Annotated in this window: 17 protein-coding genes; 5 read left to right on the top strand and 12 right to left on the bottom strand. The window is 39.6% G+C overall.

The window, feature by feature from the left end; translation table 11 throughout:
• Positions 1–20: 20 nt before the first annotated feature.
• A complete protein-coding gene (locus IEU65_RS06830) occupies positions 21–485 on the top strand; it encodes a hypothetical protein (RefSeq protein WP_010280014.1) in 465 nt (154 codons plus the stop codon).
• Between the two features lie 44 nt (positions 486–529).
• Here the strand turns inward: IEU65_RS06830 and IEU65_RS06825 are convergent, their stop codons facing one another.
• The 5 genes from IEU65_RS06825 to IEU65_RS06805 form a co-directional block, all read right to left on the bottom strand.
• Positions 530–3,169 carry a cation-translocating P-type ATPase gene (locus IEU65_RS06825; protein ID WP_010280017.1) on the bottom strand — a complete coding sequence of 880 codons (2,640 nt, stop codon included), beginning with the start codon at positions 3,167–3,169 and terminating at the stop codon, positions 530–532.
• Between the two features lie 434 nt (positions 3,170–3,603).
• Entirely contained in the window at positions 3,604–4,854 is a 1,251-nt protein-coding gene (locus tag IEU65_RS06820; protein WP_010280022.1) for a glycosyltransferase family 2 protein, read from the bottom strand.
• Entirely contained in the window at positions 4,838–5,137 is a 300-nt protein-coding gene (locus IEU65_RS06815; RefSeq protein ID WP_010280025.1) for a hypothetical protein, read from the bottom strand. Before IEU65_RS06815 ends, IEU65_RS06820 begins: the two co-directional genes overlap by 17 nt.
• Before the next feature lie 293 nt (positions 5,138–5,430).
• A complete protein-coding gene (locus IEU65_RS06810) occupies positions 5,431–7,152 on the bottom strand; it encodes an ABC transporter permease/substrate binding protein (RefSeq protein WP_010280029.1) in 1,722 nt (573 codons plus the stop codon).
• On the bottom strand, positions 7,139–8,335 hold the full coding sequence (locus IEU65_RS06805) for a quaternary amine ABC transporter ATP-binding protein (RefSeq protein WP_010280032.1): 1,197 nt from the start codon (positions 8,333–8,335) through the stop codon (positions 7,139–7,141). The genes IEU65_RS06810 and IEU65_RS06805 overlap by 14 nt, the downstream gene beginning before the upstream one ends.
• Positions 8,336–8,534: 199 nt before the next feature.
• Here IEU65_RS06805 and IEU65_RS06800 point away from each other — a divergent pair, with 199 nt between their 5' ends.
• Entirely contained in the window at positions 8,535–9,152 is a 618-nt protein-coding gene (locus tag IEU65_RS06800) for a GntR family transcriptional regulator (RefSeq protein WP_010280036.1), read from the top strand.
• A gap of 75 nt (positions 9,153–9,227) precedes the next feature.
• Here IEU65_RS06800 and IEU65_RS06795 read toward each other — a convergent pair whose 3' ends face one another.
• Complete coding sequence (locus tag IEU65_RS06795; protein ID WP_010280038.1) at positions 9,228–10,022, bottom strand: hypothetical protein; 795 nt, start codon at positions 10,020–10,022, stop codon at positions 9,228–9,230.
• Positions 10,023–10,117: 95 nt separating this feature from the next.
• Between IEU65_RS06795 and IEU65_RS06790 the strand changes: the two genes are divergently transcribed.
• Positions 10,118–10,648, top strand: a complete 531-nt coding sequence (locus IEU65_RS06790) for a TetR/AcrR family transcriptional regulator (RefSeq protein ID WP_010280040.1) — start codon at positions 10,118–10,120, stop codon at positions 10,646–10,648.
• Positions 10,649–10,696: 48 nt separating this feature from the next.
• Here IEU65_RS06790 and deoD read toward each other — a convergent pair whose 3' ends face one another.
• The 6 genes from deoD to IEU65_RS06760 form a co-directional block, all read right to left on the bottom strand.
• Positions 10,697–11,404, bottom strand: a complete 708-nt coding sequence (gene deoD / locus IEU65_RS06785; RefSeq protein WP_010280042.1) for a purine-nucleoside phosphorylase — start codon at positions 11,402–11,404, stop codon at positions 10,697–10,699.
• Entirely contained in the window at positions 11,401–12,591 is a 1,191-nt protein-coding gene (locus tag IEU65_RS06780; protein WP_010280045.1) for a phosphopentomutase, read from the bottom strand. The genes deoD and IEU65_RS06780 overlap by 4 nt, the downstream gene beginning before the upstream one ends.
• Entirely contained in the window at positions 12,588–13,514 is a 927-nt protein-coding gene (rbsK, locus tag IEU65_RS06775; protein WP_010280047.1) for a ribokinase, read from the bottom strand. The genes IEU65_RS06780 and rbsK overlap by 4 nt, the downstream gene beginning before the upstream one ends.
• Position 13,515: 1 nt before the next feature.
• On the bottom strand, positions 13,516–14,535 hold the full coding sequence (locus IEU65_RS06770) for a DUF4432 family protein (protein WP_010280050.1): 1,020 nt from the start codon (positions 14,533–14,535) through the stop codon (positions 13,516–13,518).
• A complete protein-coding gene (gene fucP, locus IEU65_RS06765; RefSeq protein WP_010280053.1) occupies positions 14,498–15,850 on the bottom strand; it encodes an L-fucose:H+ symporter permease in 1,353 nt (450 codons plus the stop codon). The genes IEU65_RS06770 and fucP overlap by 38 nt, the downstream gene beginning before the upstream one ends.
• 480 nt (positions 15,851–16,330) lie before the next feature.
• A complete protein-coding gene (locus IEU65_RS06760) occupies positions 16,331–17,380 on the bottom strand; it encodes an LPXTG cell wall anchor domain-containing protein (RefSeq protein ID WP_187241152.1) in 1,050 nt (349 codons plus the stop codon).
• Between IEU65_RS06760 and IEU65_RS06755 the strand changes: the two genes are divergently transcribed.
• Both IEU65_RS06755 and IEU65_RS06750 read left to right on the top strand, forming a co-directional pair.
• Entirely contained in the window at positions 17,379–18,458 is a 1,080-nt protein-coding gene (locus tag IEU65_RS06755; RefSeq protein ID WP_202884341.1) for a hypothetical protein, read from the top strand. The genes IEU65_RS06760 and IEU65_RS06755 overlap by 2 nt on opposite strands.
• Positions 18,436–18,733, top strand: a 298-nt coding sequence (locus IEU65_RS06750; RefSeq protein WP_242455654.1) for an MSCRAMM family adhesin SdrC, incomplete at its 3' end; no start/stop codon positions are given. The genes IEU65_RS06755 and IEU65_RS06750, both read left to right, overlap by 23 nt.

Here is an 18,733-nt window from a genome sequence, read left to right as displayed (position 1 = left end):
TAATTAACAGGTATTTTAACATGACTAACACCCCCTACTTTGTAACTGATCCACAATGGTTTCACTATGAAACGCACACAACGCCCAACGGTATGCCGTTTGAACGATTCGAATTAACATCGGCTGCCACACCGGCTGCCATTGACAGCTTTAAACAAACGATGCTGAGCGTTGCTCAAGATAGTGCTATCGAACCAGACAATCTCAATCAATTTCAGCAAGCATTAGCTGCTGCTGAGAAACAATTTTTATTTGAAGAAACTAACGACTTATCGTTAATTGCAAATCAGGCAGAACAAATTTTAATTGCAAGCGCCATTCGAACTTATCAACTATTAGAAGATGACTTTAGCGCACCAACAACATTTATTTTTCAACCAAGAATTGGATTTTTGTATCGACGCTTTTTAAAACAACATAATCAGCGTATTAACGATGAAACGCTCACCCAATTTATCATCGCACAAGACCAATTACTTAAATAATCAGTACAAAAAGAACCAGCTCACAAAATTGTGGCTGGTTCTTTTTAGACTTTAAATAAGTTGGGGCGCATGCGTTTGAATAACTCGATGACAATAGTTGGTAATACTGACAATACCAAAATTACTGCCCAGTGAGCAATTGAAAGCGCTGTTAAGCCGAATAATGTCTGTGTCAGTGGTACTAACGAAATAGCTAAAGTAATCAATGTCGCGATTATCGCCATATTGACTAGCGACTTATTGGCACCATAGCTGATTGCAAACAGCGTTTTTTCTGATCGAATATTAAAGACGTGCCAAATCGAAGTTAACGATAAGATGATAAATGCCATTGTTTGTCCAACTTGTTCATTAGGCTGTAATCCTCCTAATGTTAATTTTTGGCCAATCCAAATGGCAATTAGCGTCACTACCGCAAACAATATTGCATTCAACCCAATTTGTCGATCAAGCCCTTGTCCAAATAACTTGGCATTTTTGGGCATTGGCGGTTGGTTCATAACATTTGTCAACATTGGTTCTCGACTCAGTGCAAAACCCGGTAATCCGTCGGCCACTAGGTTGATGAACAGCAAATGAACCGGTAACAAAGGTGAACCCCAGCCTAACAACATGGCAATTAAAATCACTAATAGCTCAGAAATATTAGCGCTTAATAAGAAATTAATTGTTTTACGGACTTTAACATAAACACCACGTCCTTCAGAAATGGCGTTAATGATCGTCGCAAAATTATCATCTGTCAAAATAATATCTGATGCTTCACGGGCCACATCTGTTCCTGTTTCACCCATAGAAATACCTACATCTGCGGCTTTCAAGGCTGGTGCATCGTTAACACCATCACCAGTCATGGCAATTGTTGCATCCTGACGTTGCCATGATTTGATAATTCTGATTTTATCAGTTGGCGTCACACGTGCGTAAACACTGTAACTTTGTACGTTTTCATCTAATTCTTGATCGGACAACTTAGCTAATTCTGAACCAGTAATTGTTTGATCACCCTCACGCAAAATGCCAATTTCACGAGCAATTGCGCTGGCTGTTTCGACGTGATCTCCAGTAATCATAATGGTACGTACACCGGCTTGTCGTGCTTTTTCGACGGCTGGCGCTGATTCAGGTCGTGGTGGATCAATGATACCAACTAAACCAACCAAAGTTAAATCCTGCTCATAGAAATCTTGCGTTGGTTCTTCTGGCATGACATCAAAGTTTTTGTGTGTAATTGTTAGAACACGCAAAGCCTGCTCGCCGAACATTTTGTTCACTTGTTCAGCCCGTTGACGATCGCCATGTTTGACCATTGGCAATAAGACATCAAAAGCGCCTTTTGTGATTGCTATGTAGCCACCTTCTGGACGTTTGTGAACAGTGGTCATACGCTTTTTTGTCGAGTTAAATGGTACCTGATCGACAAGTGGATATTGTGATAAAAGCTGTTCACGTGAAGTTTCTGATTCAATGGCACGTACCAAGGCCACTTCAGTTGGCAAGCCGTCGTAGACCTTTTGATCATTCACTGATTTAACCGCCACATTGGTTGATATGGCGGCCAATGATAGCACCTCCTGAGCTGAAGTATCTAAACCATCAGCGATATCCAACAAATCGTCGTGCTGATCATGCCAAACTTTGCGAACAGTCATTTTGTTTTGCGTTAACGTACCTGTTTTATCAGACGCAATAATATTGGTTGTTCCTAATGTCTCAACGGCTGGCAAACGACGAATGATGGCGTGCTTTTGCGCAATCCTTTGCACACCAAGCGCCAATGTCATCGTCACAATAACAGCCAAAGTTTCTGGCACTACCGCAACTGCCAATGAAATGGCTGTCAAAAAGATATGCTTAAGATCCATGCCTTGCGCAATGCCTAGTCCCAAAACAATCACGGCAGCACCAATCGCTAACCAAGAAATGTTTTTCCCTAATTGCACTAAGCGACGTTGCAAAGGCGTCAACGGCGTTTTCGACTCATTACGCAACAGACTGGCAATTTTACCCATTTCTGTTTGCATACCAACAGCTGTAACCACTGCACGACCGTGTCCATGAACGATTGTGGTCCCACGATACACCATTGTAATCCGTTCACCTAAATCAATGTTATTGTCTGACTCAAATGTCGCATTCGCGTCTTTTTCAACAGGTAAGCTTTCGCCAGTCAGAGCCGACTCTTCAGCTTGCAGTTCAACCGATTCAATCAAACGCGCATCAGCAGCAATGACACTACCATTTTGGACAACTAAAACATCACCTAAAACGACGTCATCAGCGTCAATTTGCACAATATGACCATCGCGCAAAACTTTCACTTGGGTGCGGTTTAAATTTTGTAGTGCTGCTAACGAATCCTCTGCCTTACCTTCTTGAACAATAGCCAATGCTGAATTGATGACGACGATACCAACAATTAACAAACTTTCAAAGTAATTACCACTTGATTCTAAATAAGTCGCAACAAATGAAATCACCGCTGCAATCAATAAAATAATGGTAGCAACGTCATTTAAACTGAGTAATATTTTTTTAAATAATGAAACTTTTTTCTCAGCGTCAAATACGTTAGCACCATTTTCTTGCCGACTTTGTGTCACCTGTTGTGACGATAAGCCATTTTGCACATCAACTTGATGTGATGTTATTGTTTCTTTAATCCCCTTTCGGAACGCTTCCATTTAGTGTCCTCCTGTTGGTTTACTATTAATGGGAAGATTGTAAAACTACATCATGTAGCCATGACACGTTTTCCCCAGCGTTGTCATGTTGGCAGTTGCATACTATCTCGTGCAAGCACTTCCGTACAAAATGACTTTGATTGGATAAATCAATCGCTATCATGATGTGCTGTGCAAATAAAAATGAACCATCGTCATCTTAATTAGTCATTGCATTTGTTAATGTCACTCACTGTCAAAATTTAATTCTTGTGGATATCATGAGATAATGATAAAAAAGAATAAAAATGATTACTTTTATAATTAGTATGATACTTATATTGTAACATATATACCTAAACGTTGTAATATATCACGGAATTTTATAAAAAAATTCAACATCATTAAAAAAGATAGCGGCACATTGCCACTACCATCTGGATTAAAATATTACTTTAGTCAACACTTCTTTCGCGAGATTGCCACGTTCCCTTATCCATGCCAGCGTAAACCGACAATAACGCGGGTACGAACTGCGTAATAATCGTCAAAGGATTTACAATCCAATAAAACAATAAGTACAATGGCGCAAACATGAAGTAATCCATTTTACTACCATTATCATCAACTAATAGCGCAATAAATATTTGAACTGTTCCCACAACAATTTGTAAGGTCATGACAATCAACGATATCCCTATGGTCCCACCCAAGGCATAAAAGTCACCGCTCAAAAATTCTGTTAACAAACGATAGGCTAGATAAATTGACATAATCAACCATGAAAACGACCAAGCAATCGTTAAAAATTGATCAAATAACATCATAATAATTTTAGGACGCTTAAGTGATGTCAATAGATTAGTGAATAGCACCTCAATGCCACCTTTTGCCCAACGTTTTCGTTGACGATATAAATCTCTCAATGTTGTTGGCACATTCATATAAAATTTAACATCTGGGGCGAAACCAGCATCATAGCCATTCAAAGAGTGATCAAATGCTATACTAATGTCTTCCGTCGCGCGATCTTCTCTGAAACCACCAACCTCTTTTAAAGCAGCCATTGCATACAATGTCGTTGCGCCGGAATAAGCGTACATTGTGCCCGTCATAGCGACCTGAGCACGTTTGATGATACCAACTATGGAACTAAATTCGACAACTTGAGACTTTGCTAAAGCATTTTCACGATTGGCAACATCCATATTAGCTGTCACGCCGCCATAATTATGCCCGTAAAAATAGTCTAATAATCGTTGCACACCATTAGCTTGCAGAATCGTATCAGCATCAATTGAGAGCAAATAAGCAGTCTTATTTGGATCAGCTAATTCATCAATTAATTTGATTGCATAATTAAGACTATCAGCCTTCCCCTTATTTTCGTTTTTCGTGTATACTCTAACGCCCGCCATTGTGGCAATTTTGACGGTTTCATCATTACTGTTGTCGTCAATCACCATAATGTGATCGTTATCCAACCCTTGATTTTTGACTGACTGAATCGTTGTCAACAAGGTTTTTTCCTCATTATAGGCCGGAATCACAGCAAAAACTTCATCTAAATCATGATTTTGTTTTGGAAATTCATGATTTCTCTTACTCAAAATTAAATAAAAGAGTAAGCCACACGACCATTTGAGTGCCCCTAAAACAGGATAAATCGCTAATAAGATTAAAATGATCTCAATTGTTAGTAACATTTTTTGTGGCGCTCACTTTCTTCACCACTAAATTATGACTGAAAGTCATTAAAGCGGTATATAACAGCGTTACTGCAGTCGCTACCAAAATAACTTGACGGATTAATGCTACCGTATTCAAATTTGGATGAAACGGGAAACCAATACTATTGATAAATCCTTCTGATAACATCACATAAGAATGGTGCGCAAATATGACGAATAGTAGCCATACCATAGCACTCATGATAATTGCGCCAATCGTTAATCGTGTTCTTACTTTTTGTTTATTACTTTTTTCCATCTTAAATTCTCCATATTATTGTCAAATGCGATATCATTATCTTCACAAACACATCATGTGACCAAATTTATAAGTGCTTGTTTAACTAATACAATAATGATAACAATTGAATTTGAGCGATTGACGACCTGAAGACCAAGAAATTGTGAAGAGATAAGAATTAATGATGAACTATATGACTATTTTTAAGCGTAATAAATTTATTAGTTAGTTTCTCGGCAATAATGACATCAAAAAAAGTTTGACCTATTGCTTTGATACAACAAGTCAAACTTTTTAATTGTTGATGGTAATTATTGGTACCAACTATCAACTAACTTTTTGTGTTTTTTAATCCAATCAGCCGCCGCCTGTTTTGGTGATTTACCATTTTGAATTTCTAACATGACTGACTCCATATCGTCTTTTGTCCAATGGAATTTGTCTAATACTTGATAGGCTTTTGGATCTGATGATTTGAGTTTTTTACTAACAACCGTGTTAATTGTTTCTGCAGAACCAAAGGTGTTTTTAGGATCTGCTAAATACTTTAAGTGATACTTACCAAACATCCAATGTGGTGACCAACCCGTCACTACAATATCTTGTTTATTTTTATAGGCTTTAGCCAAAGCAGACACCATGGCACCAGATGATGATGATGACAAATTCCAACCCGAAAGGTTCGGATAAGCCTTCAACGTCTTCTCGGCAGTCGCCATTTCTCCTGCCCCAGGTTCAATACCAGTGATTGTTTTATTAGCTTGAGTGGTTAAATCACTAATTGAGTTTACTGACATATAATCAGGCACCACTAAGCCGGTTTTAACGCCTTTTAAGTTTGGTCCCAAAAGCGTCACATCATTTTTATATTTTTGATAAAGGGCTTTGTGAGTGTTTGGCAGCCAAGCGGATACCGAAACATCAACTTGGTTGTTTGCCAATGACTGCCATAAAACAGCGTTATCTAATGGTGTCAAAGTAACATCATAACCATGCTGGCGAAGTGATTCTGCCAAAACATTAGATGAAGCAACTTCAGAATCCCATTCGACGTAACCAATGTTAATTTTTTGACCAGTCGTTTGACTAGTTGTCATGGCATTAGCAACACCACCACCAACAATAGCCAGCAAAGCAACGACAATTGTCCAACGACGCCATGGCTTAAGTGGCGCTTTTTGTCCTGGCTTTGTATTGAACTTTTGTGCAAATCGGTCAATAATAATGGCTAAAATAACTAGTCCTAATCCATTCACAAAACCAGAACCAACATCAGCGTGTTGCACCGCCGACAAAACACCACGCCCAAGTCCAGGCGCACCAATCATAGAAGCTGTTACAACCATTGATAAGGCTAACATAATTGTTTGATTAGCTCCAGCCAGAATTGTATTTTTTGCATTTGGTAACTCTAACTTAATCAGCTTTTGCCAAGTGGTTGAACCAAATGAATCTGCAGCTTCAACTAAATCAACTGGTACTTGACGAATACCTAAATTGGTCATACGAACCATTGGTGGTAGTGCGAAAATAATTGAGGCAAACACGCCTGGTACAACACCAATACCGAAGAAAGCAACGGCTGGAATTAAGTAAACAAAGCCAGGCATTGTTTGCATAAAGTCCAAAATAGGTTGTACAACAGCTGCCGTTTTTGGCGATTTGGCCATTAAAATACCTAAAGGAACACCAATAATTAACGACACAACTGATGCCATCAATACTAATGTCACTGTATTCATCAAATCGGACCAAAGCCCTTGGTTGGCAATTAACATTAAGCCCAAAGCAGCAAAAATGGGGAAACCATATTTTTTAGTGGTCATTGCAAATGCTAACGCTGTGATACCAATAATCATCAATGGCATCGGCACCGCCATCAACGCATTTGTGATGGTGTCCATAATGGCTTGCCCAGCTTGCTGAATTGCATTGAAAAAACCAGACAAGTTGGTCGTCAACCATGAAACGAAACCACTAAGCCAATCTTCAAGCGGCAGTTTTGGAATATTTATCAGATTATGCGTTGTCATCACCGTCTCCTTCCGTATCTGCTAACGCTTTAAGCACAGCACCTCGAATGATAACCCCTCTCAAACGGTTATCATCATCAATAACAGCTACTGGTGTTTGTGCATCATAAATAATCGGCATGATATCAGATATCAATGTATCTGGCTTGACGGTCGGCATTTCAACAACAACATCAGCCAGTGGCAATTTGTCACGTCGAGCTGAAACCGCCGCTTCAGATGACAAATAACCAATAAATTGGCGATGACGGTTAACCGCCACAACACCAGAGACTTCTTCAGCAGACATTTTGCGTAGGGCAACTGTGGGTCCATCAACTGAGATATTAGAAGTTAATGCCGGAATCATAATGCTATCAGCCGTCAAAACCTTTGTGCGATCAACATCACCAACGAACGTTTTGACATAATCATTTGCAGGATTAGTCAAAATTTCTTCTCCAGTGCCGACCTGTTGCAACTGACCATCTTTCATGATGGCAATATGGTCACCAATACGCAACGCCTCATTCAAATCGTGCGTGATAAAAATAATTGTTTTTTGAACATTAGCCTGCAAATCTAATAATTCGTCCTGCATTTGACCACGTACTAGCGGATCTAACGCCGAGAAAGCCTCATCCATCAACAAAATGTCAGGATCATTGGTCAGTGCACGAGCTAATCCAACACGTTGTTGCATACCACCAGATAGCTGATTAGGATACTGATCCTTAAATGATAATAGTTGCGCATTATCCAAAGCCTGTTCTGCGCGCTGACGACGCTGCGCTTTTGGCACACCTTGAATTTCTAGCCCAAACTCTGTGTTTTCAAGTAAGGTACGGTGTGGAAATAAACCAAAGTTTTGGAAAACCATGCTCATCTTTTTGCGACGAATTGATAACATTTGTTTTTTAGTCAAATTCGTAATTTCTTGACCGTCAATAAACAATTGCCCATCTGTCGGTTCAATTAACCGGTTTAACAAGCGAATCAACGTTGACTTTCCTGATCCAGAAAGCCCCATGATGACAAATATTTCGCCCTCTTCAATTGACATGTTAATGTCGTAGACACCAACTGTACTCCCTGTCTTTTCGACAATTTCATTTTTGCTTTTGTTTTGCTTAACCATTTTGAGTGCCGCTTTAGGGCGCTTACCAAAAATCTTGGTTAAATGCTTAATTTCTACTTTAGACATTTTTTAGCATGCACATCACACAGTGATTGGGATAAAACAATACTGCGCGTGTCACATTCCTCCTTGATTCTTTTCGAATTTAACTATAAAATAAAGTGACAACCCATTGTAATTATCAGGTTGTTACTTCAAGTGACAACTTATATTTTTACACAGATTGCCACTTGTGTCAAATTTTTAATTATTAGGATAATATAAAATGCCCAAAATCAGAGAACCGCGTTACCGCAAAATTGCTTTTTTAATTGCAGAAAAAATTGTTAATAATGAATACCGTGTTGGTACCAAACTCCATGCGCGCTCGACGCTATCAACTACATTTGGCGTGTCTGCGGAAACAGCTCGTAAAGCAATTAATGTCTTGTCAGATTTGGATATTGTGCGTGCCGTTCATGGTAGTGGCGTCGAAATTTTATCACGGGAAAAAGCCAAGTCATTTTTGAATCAGGCAGCAGAAACAACTAATATTCAAAATATTCATGTTCAAATCAACGATCTCATTGACGAGCAAAAATCGGCACTTGATAATTTATCAGGTGCATTATCAATTTTGTTTGAACAAACGCAACGTGTGCAACAACACAATCCTCTCACACCATATGAATTAGTGTTAGATCAAGCAAGTCCAAAGTTAAATCAATCAATTGGTGGGCTAAACCTTTGGCAAAATACCGGCGCCACTGTCATCGGCATTTTGCACAATGAAGATCTGATTGTTTCGCCTGGCCCTTATGCTGTCATTGAGTCCGGCGACACTTTATATTTCGTTGGCAATGATACTAGTTATCAAGCCGTCCAACATTTCTTCTATCAATAAAACATTTCACATGAAAAGCGGTCGCTAACATTAGATAGCGACCGCTTTTGTCTTTATAAAATCAACTGGTTGACATTACCAGATATATTTTTTACCAGATGGCATTACTTCTTTCTTACTTGGTAAATGTTTCAATACCCAAAGATTTCTGATGGCAAAGAAGATGGCAACGATACCTACCACATAGAACCATGGGTTATTAGAAATTGAGAAGTAGGGACTGACGAGCGCCCACATGTTGGTTGGTAAAAATGAATTAATAGTACCAACTAATATGACAAGGGCCAATCCCCACGATGCCCCAACCTGCGTACCTCGCTTTTCCCAGTATAACCCTGGCATAATAGCCATTAAGATATTAGTGAAAATATACCATTTAAACATTGCTGGATCATTCATAAATACTCTGAATAAGTTGACAGTGACAATCATTACAATTACCCAGCCTGTAACTCGTTGCCACGCTTCTTTGATAGAGATGTCACCCCATATTTCTTCCCTCTCAACATAGACACACATAATCAGATTATAAACTTCAAACAGCGACCATATGACTTCTGCTATTGCTGCTGCAGTAAATATCCAAAAACCACCAACGGCATGCGAAGCAGTAGCAAACACAATTATTCCCATTGAGTCAATTGCGAAATAATAGGAATGCATCAATATATTATACGGCGAACTCCCCTCGACCTTTAATAGTAGAAAACTATAAATGTATTCAATAAAACCTATGGCAAAGGTCAACCCACCAATCATCAGCACTAAATAATAGTGCGGATTACTTGGACTAAAGGCTTTCACAAATTGAGATAGTTGATAACCTGTGCCATTATAACTTGCAAAAATAGCATTAAAAAAATCCCACATGACAAAACACTTCCTTTATTTTTATTATATGTGTAGTATCATATACTTTAATTAAAGGACTTTAGCAACAAATAATCAGAAAGTGTGTATTAAAAATGGATAAACGCGTTTTACAAACAAAAACAGCATTACGGCAGAGCCTGTTCGATTTATTAGAAAATCAGACGTTAGATAAGATTAGCGTTGTCGATTTATGTCAAAATGCAGCCATAAGTCGTAGAACTTTTTATATTCATTACAGCAAAATTTCAGACATTTTTGATGAATACCAATATGAAATATACGAAACTGTGGTCAATAACTTGAATCATTCCCACAACACACCCCAGTCTTTAGTCGAGACTGTTGATCGTATTTTAAAAAGCAACTTTGTTGGATTCCGTCAACTTTGTTTGAATAATGCGCACTACAAATTAGTGCAGCGATTGGAAGAATTATTATTAGTGTCACTAAATGATTCACTTAATATACAAAATGAACAGCAGAAATATCTCGTTAATGTCTATATTTCTTCTGGGTTAATCAAATCCTATATCACTTGGTTCAAAAGTAATGGGCGGATAACTGAAGCAACATTAAATGAAACAAACAAAAAGATATTTAGCACACTGATTGCACTCAATTGATAAGTGATGACATTTGTCAACAAATGCATCACTATTTTAGTAGCAAAATTAAACTACAACAGCTGTTGCAAGAGCCAAACGCATCATATCCTGAAATGCAGTCTCGCGCATTTTAGCATCAGCGTATTTTTGAGTCACTAAATTGTCACTCACTGTCAAAATACTGAGTGTTTGAACATGATATTTAGCGCCAATCAAGAATAAACCAGCTGACTCCATTTCGACAGCCATAACACCATACTGCGCCAATTTATGATTATCAATTTCATCATTATAAAAACGATCAGCAGCAAAAATATTACCAACGCGCACAGGAATATCAAGTTGTTTAGCAGATTGATGTGCCTGACACAACAACTCAAAACTAGCTAAAGGTGCAAAAGAGATTGCCTGTCCAAAGGTTGCTTGTAAGACATTGGAATCTGTTGACGCCCCTTCTGCTAACAAGACATCCCCAATTTCTAGCTCAGGTAACAATCCGCCAGCTGTACCGACACGAATTATTTTTTTGACCCCAAAATCTTGAATTAGCTCTGTGGCATAAATTGACAATGACGGAATACCCATGCCAGAACCTTGCACGCTAACCCGCACGCCTTGATAAGTACCTGTATATCCAAACATGTTACGAACCGTGTTGTATTGGGTGACATTTGCCAAAAAATTTTCAGCGATAAACTTTGCCCGTAAGGGATCGCCCGGCAACAAGACGACTTCTGCAATGTCACCTTGTTTTGCATCAATATGTGTACTCATTGTAATTCTCCTAAAAAACTTGTCCCATTATCTAGTTGCCCACCGAAATTTTCCAAAACCGTTGCCCCAAGATCAGCAAATGTTCGGCGTCTGCCTAACGTCTGTCCGCATTGAGTCAGTCTTGGTGAATAGCTCAATAAGGGTACGACCTCACGTGTATGATCAGTACCCTGAAAAGTTGGATCGTTGCCATGATCAGCTGTAACCATAATAAGATCGTCCTGATTCATCTTGCCTAACACATCACCAAGTTCTTGATCAAATGCCATCAAAGCATGTCCAAAACCAATCGGATCTCTGCGATGCCCGTACATAGCATCAAAATCGACTAAATTAGTAAACACAAAACCATTAGGTGTCGTGTCCATCACATGCTGCAAATGAACCATGCCATTGTCATTGCTTTCATTATGATAAGCCGTATCAATTCCCTCACCGGAAAAAATATCCTGAACTTTACCAATGCCAACCACAGGTACACTCATTTTTTGTAACTTTGTTAATACCGTTTCCCCAGTGGGTTTAAGAGAAAAATCACGACGATTGGCAGTCCGTTTAAAATCACCTGCATCATGACCCACAAACGGTCTAGCGATTACACGCCCGATTTGATATGGCGGCTGATTTACTAAAGTACGTACATATTCACAAATTCGGTACAGCTCAGCTACCGGCACAACGTTTTCATGCGCTGCAATTTGTAACACCGAGTCTCCAGATGTGTAAACAATCAGTCCCCCAGTCACCATCTGTTCTTCGCCATAATCCTTGAGCGCTTCTGTCCCCGAATAAGGGCGATTCAACAAAATTTTTCGATTTGCAAATTCAGAGATTTTGTTGATCAGCTCATCGGGAAACCCATTCGGAAATGTCGCTAAAGCTTGCATAACAGGCAAACCCATCATTTCCCAGTGACCATCCATACTATCTTTGCCAGCGGATACTTCTTGCATAGTACCAAAATCACCAATGGGTTGACTTTCGACGCTAACACCCTCAAGACCACCATGATGCAAATTTGCCAATCCCATTGCTTGTAAATTGGGCAAATGAAGCCGACCATGATACACATGCGCAACATGCCCAATCGTATCAGAACCAACATCATTAAAGCTAGCTGCATCAGGCGCTGCACCAGCACCAACTGAGTCTAAAACAATGACCATAATTCGTTTGAAAGACTTCATGCGTGCACCTCCTTTGTCATGTGATGACTGACGCTGGGATAAGATTTTTGCGTACCACGTGTCATAACCGACAATGCAGCATAAGCATTGGCTTGAATAATCGCAGTTTCAAGTGACTCGCCTCGAGCAAAATAATGTGCAAATGCCCCGACAAACGCATCACCTGCACCAGTGGTATCAATGGCATTGACATCTTGACCATCAACTAATGTTGCTTCTTGACCTGCAGTTATCCAAAGTGCGCCACGGTCGCCCATTGTCACAATGACATTTGCCACGCCAAATGACAACAATCGTCGCGCAGCAGCTTTGGTTTCCTGAACTGTTGACACTGGCATTTTGGTAATGGCAGTTAATTCAGATTCATTAGGTATTAGGTAATCCACAGCTGGTAAAACATCCAACGGTAATTTATGAGCCGGTGCAGGGTTATATATAATCGGAATATTATATTTTTTAGCCAAATGAATGGCCTTAATATTAGTTGGCATGGGCACCTCTTGTTGCAACACAATAACCTTTGCCCGTTTTATCAAGTCGATTTTATCCAACAATACTTCTGGTGTGAGTTCAGTGTTTGCACCCTGCACAACCAAGATACGGTTGTCACCATTACTTTCAACAAAAATTGGCGCCACGCCGTTGCTCTGATGCCCTGTTAATACACCACTGATGTCAATATGATTCGCCACGAAATTGGCGCGTGTTTCTACACCAAAATTATCGTTGCCAACACACGTTAGCATTGCGACCTGAGCGCCTAATCGACTGGCAGCTACTGCTTGGTTAGCACCTTTTCCGCCAAATCCCATTTCAAAGCTTGGTGCTTCAACTGTCTCGCCTTTATGAGGTAAACGATCAACATAACTGATTAAATCCATTACGTTTGATCCAATGACTAATACATCAATATCTTTTATCATATTATTCTCCAATTCCAGTCGTAACCGTAAATGACTGTGTTTTACCAGGCGCAAGGTGAATTAAAGTGCCTGCCTGACTAGCAGCGTTATGCCCATCTGGGTGACTCGTACCTGGAATGGCAAATGCCGCTACTTGTTGATCAGGATTGTGTAACAACCATCTCGTAACAAACGGTAATTCTTTTGTGTTAAATGACGTAACACATGTCGGTCCATTTGGTAGTGACATTTTAAAAACAGCTCGGTCAACTAACGGACGCAAATCTGTTGACATGTAGACAATTTCTGGATCAAAACGACTACCATCATCTAGCACCTCAATGACATCACCACTTGCTTGCAGTTCTCTGTTAAATGCCCGCCAGTTGGCTGTCGGCTTGACATGGGCTGGAATTGATCGTCTTAATTTCAGTGCATTCTCTGGTACGTTAGCTGACATCGTGGCGCCATTAACATAGCAATAATTGAGATGATTCAAATATTGCAACGGCATAGTTTGATAGTTGCTGAGATTAGTCACTTTTAATCCAATATCTATCAATGCTGAAGCTGCGTGCATGATAGCAGTATTATGGGTTCGATAATGATATCCAAATCCTTTTACATACTCATACTCGCCGCCAATTATGATATTATCTTGGTCAAATTCTAAATAAATATGGTCAAGCTTGGTCATCGGATATTCACCATGTAATGGGTGCTGATCTGTCTCACTAGGCGTACCGCTGGCTAAAACGCCGGATGTAAATTGAAACATACCATACGTATCAGTCACCTGCGTTCCTAAATAAGGTTTATCAAATGCCGATGCCATTTTCAGAGATAATTGATCAAAAACGGCATCCCAAATCATGAAACCTTGAAAAGGTAGTATCACAATGTAGCCACGATTATTACTTATTTTCAAACCAGCAACGCCTGTATCATATTGCATGGTCGTCACCGTAAAATGCTCATCTTGATAAATGTTATAAGGTTCTTGGTCAAATAATTTCTCCGGCAAATTGATTCTTTGTGTCATGCTGTTGTGCCTCTCTTTCTTGCCGCACCATTGTCTTGGCAAACCAAGCGACAACGGCAAAAGCGATTAAATCAATACTGAAACTTGTAGACATATCCGTCATATCAGCGACAGCACCTTGTATCAGTGGCAAAATCGCGCCACCAACAATACTCATAACCAAAATAGCACCGGCTGTCTCACGATGAGCTGGCACCTGAACCGTCTTAATCGTTTCCGAATAAATGGTTGCCCAACCCGGTCCAAACAACCCACTCACTAACACTAAGGCATATAATGCTGAAACATCATGTGCCAATGTGACGTAGAGCAATGCCACAATACCCATCACACCGTACGACAGAAGAACATGACCTGCACCAAATTTTGGGATTAACAAGTTGGCAATAAATTTACCGACAAAGAAAGCAACATAGGCATAAATCATAAAATTACTAGCATATCGTTCATTAAAATGACTATTCAACGTCAAAGCAAGCCGAATCGTAAAGCTCCAAACTGCTGTTTGCATACCAACATAGAAAAATTCAACCAGAATGCCTTTTGTAAAAGGTTTGTTTTGCCATAAATACTTGAGTGTGTCAAAGAGTTTGGCATTTGGGTGTCCGGCAGTTAACGGCTGGTGTTTTTTCTTTGGATATTGCGTCAAGATCAAGATAATAAAAGCGACCCCCAACACCACAAGTAAGAATTGATAAGGCAACAATGTGTGTGCCAAGGCTTTGTGGCCAAATGAGAGCTTTTCGCTGGCGTTCATTCCTGCCATCTGTTGCGCCAAGCTTTTCCCATTGCCAAAAATAAGATATTTTCCCAATATAATACCTAAAATCGATCCCACAGGATAAAATGTTTGCGAGATATTGAGTCTCAGAGTGGCATGTTGCTTAGGACCTAACAAGCTAGAATAAGTATTGGCACTAGTTTCCAAAAAACTTAATCCTGTTGCCAAAACAAATATTGCAATCAAAAATACGCTATATGTGCCCATTTGACTGGCTGGAAAGAATAATAGCGACCCAACCATATACAGTCCGAGCCCAATTAAAATTGAAACTTTATAACTCGTCCTTTGAATCACGCGACTGGCTGGAATAGCCAATACAAAATAGCCCAAGTAAAATGCACTTTGTACAAATGCGCTGGCAACATTTGACAGCGTAAACACTGCTTTAAATTGCGTAATTAAAATATCGTTCAAACTGGCTGCAGCCCCCCATAATGGAAACATGAGTGATAGTAAAATAAACTGAAAAGGGGGTGTTTTATTCAGGTAGCCATCTGCCTGAACAACTGCTTTTGTTTTAAATATTGTCATTATTTTTTCCTCCAATGTCACTATTCACCTAGCATAGTTGACCTTTTTTGAGCGTACAATGACAATAATCGTCTTCACAAACATTTGTTCGCAATACAACGCACTGCTGTTCCTCAAAAGCTAGTCATGACATTGTATTTTTTTCACAAAGTGCTTGCACACTAATGTTCATTTCCTAATATTTATAAGAATAGTAGTGATGAAATCTAGTTTATTAAGCATTTCATTATCATTATATTATTTGGCTAATAAACAATTGGGACACCCACATATTGACATTTAAAAAACAGAATCGCTATTAAATCGGCTTTGTACATTTATTCACATTGTAATTAAAAAAAATTTTTTTATTTTTGAATAATTTCCTACTATTTTTTAGAATTGTTCGTTTTTAAAAATATTCTCAACTTATTATAAATTACAAAAAAAACAGGTTTAGTTAGGATTAACTAAATCTGTTTTTTCAACTAATTCGCTAGGTTAGTTGTTATTTTTTCTTTTCAATAATGCTAGCAACCCTAACAAAGTTGTCAAAATCAAACCACTTATTACAACATGGTCATTATTTTGTGACGCACTCGTTTTTGGTAACTGCTTGTCTGTGTTTTCACTATGATCGATATTGACTGGTTGACCATCGTTATTAGAGCTAGCAACGGGTAGCACAACCTCTTGTGTCGTTGTTGGGTTACCCTTGATGTCGCTAATTGGAGATTTTTTATTTGTTTCTACCTTGACAACAATGACAACATCACCACCTGCATCCGGTACAATTACCGAACCGTATGGGGTGTTAATCGTGGTTCCTGGTGTGACTGGTCCGTATGGTATCTCTGGTCCCACTGGGTTGCCATTTTCGTCTTCTGGCACGATGTTACCAACTACTACATATTCAGGTTGGTCAACAGCTGCCTTGACTTGGATAATGATATCACCACCGTTAGCTGGTACTTCAACATCGCCATATGGGGTGTCAATCGTGGTTCCTGGCGCGACTGGTCCGTATGGTATCTCTGGTCCCACTGGGTTGCCATTCTCATCTTGAGGCACGATGTTGCCAACTACCACGTATTCAGGTTGGTCAACAGCTGTCTTTTCATAAACAGCAATACCGGGAACTTCGGTAGCAACTGTGATAATAATATCACCGCCATTAACTGGCACTTCAACTGGACCATAGGGTGTATTGATGACAATTCCAGGTGTTTCTGGTCCATGGGGTGTTATAATTGCGGGATTTGGTTCGAGTGGACCATATGGAATTTTTGGTCCAACTGAGTTACCATTTTCATCTTCTGGCACAATATTACCCACTAACACATATTCAGGTTGATCAACGGCTACCTTAACTTGAATAATGATATCACCACCATTGGCTGGTACTTCAACATCACCATATGGTGTGTCAACTGTTGTCCCTGGCTTAACTGGTCCGTAGGGTATCTCTGGCTCCACTGGGTTGCCCTTTTCATCTTCTGGCACGATGTTACCAACTACCACATATTCAGGTTGGTCAACGGCAGTTGACATGATAATGTTTTCACTTACCGATGTTGAAGCTGATGCGCTATCACTTAATGATGTTGATATTGATGTACTATCACTTAATGATGTTGATATTGATGTACTGTCACTTACTGACGTTGATGTGCTATCACTCAATGACGTTGACGTACTATCACTTACTGACGTTGATGTTGATGTACTGTCGCTTACTGATGTTGACGTTGATGTACTGTCGCTTACTGATGTTGATGTCGATGTGCTATCGCTCAACGATGTTGATGTTGATGTACTGTCACTTACTGACGTGGAATCACTGTTTGAGATTGAGTCGCTCTTTGACGTGGAATCACTGTTCGAGATTAACTCACTCTTTGACGTGGAGTCGATGTTTGAGATTGATTCACTCAATGATGTTGAATTGCTCAAACTTGCTGATTCACTTGATGTCGAGTTACTCAATGATGTTGACGTCGATGTACTGTCACTTACTGATGTTGACGTTGATGTGCTATCACTCAACGATGTTGACGTTGATGTACTGTCGCTTACTGATATTGATGTCGATGCACTATCACTTACTGATGTTGATGCCGAAGTACTGTCACTTACTGATGTTGACGTTGATGCACTATCACTCAATGACGTTGACGTTGATGCACTATCACTCAATGACGTTGAAGCTGATGTACTATCACTCAATGATGTTGAAGTCGACGCGCTGTCACTTAATGATGTTGACATTGATGCACTATCACTCAACGATGTTGAAGCTGATGTGCTACCACTCAATGATGTTGAAGTCGACGCACTATCACTTATTGATGTTGACGTTGATGTGCTATCACTTATTGATGTTGACGTCGATGCACTGTCGCTTACTGATGTTGATGTTGATGCACTATCACTCAATGACGTTGATGCTGATGTACTATCACTTAATGATGTTGATGTGCTGTCGCTTACTGATGTTGATGTGCTATCGCTCAACGATGTTGACGTTGATGCGCTATCACTTACTGATGTTGAAGCTGATGTACTACCACTCAACGATGTTGATGTCGATGTACTGTCACTTACTGATGTTGGATGTACTATCACTTAATGATGTTGATGTCGATGCACTGTCGCTTACTGATGTTGATGTGCTGTCACTTAATGACGTTGATGCCGATGTGCTGTCACTCACTGATGTTGAAGCTGATGTACTACCACTCAACGATGTTGACGTTGATGTACTGTCACTTACTGATGTTGAAGCTGATGTACTATCACTTAATGATGTTGATGTCGATGCACTGTCGCTTACTGATGTTGATGTGCTGTCACTTAATGACGTTGATGCCGATGTGCTGTCACTCACTGATGTTGAAGCTGATG

The sequence above is a fragment of the Leuconostoc pseudomesenteroides KCTC 3652 genome, from assembly GCF_014634745.1.
Classification (GTDB): Bacteria; Bacillota; Bacilli; order Lactobacillales; family Lactobacillaceae; genus Leuconostoc; species Leuconostoc pseudomesenteroides.
The sequence above is the reverse complement of the archived record's forward strand: the minus strand, read 5'-3'. Positions and strand labels throughout refer to the sequence as shown.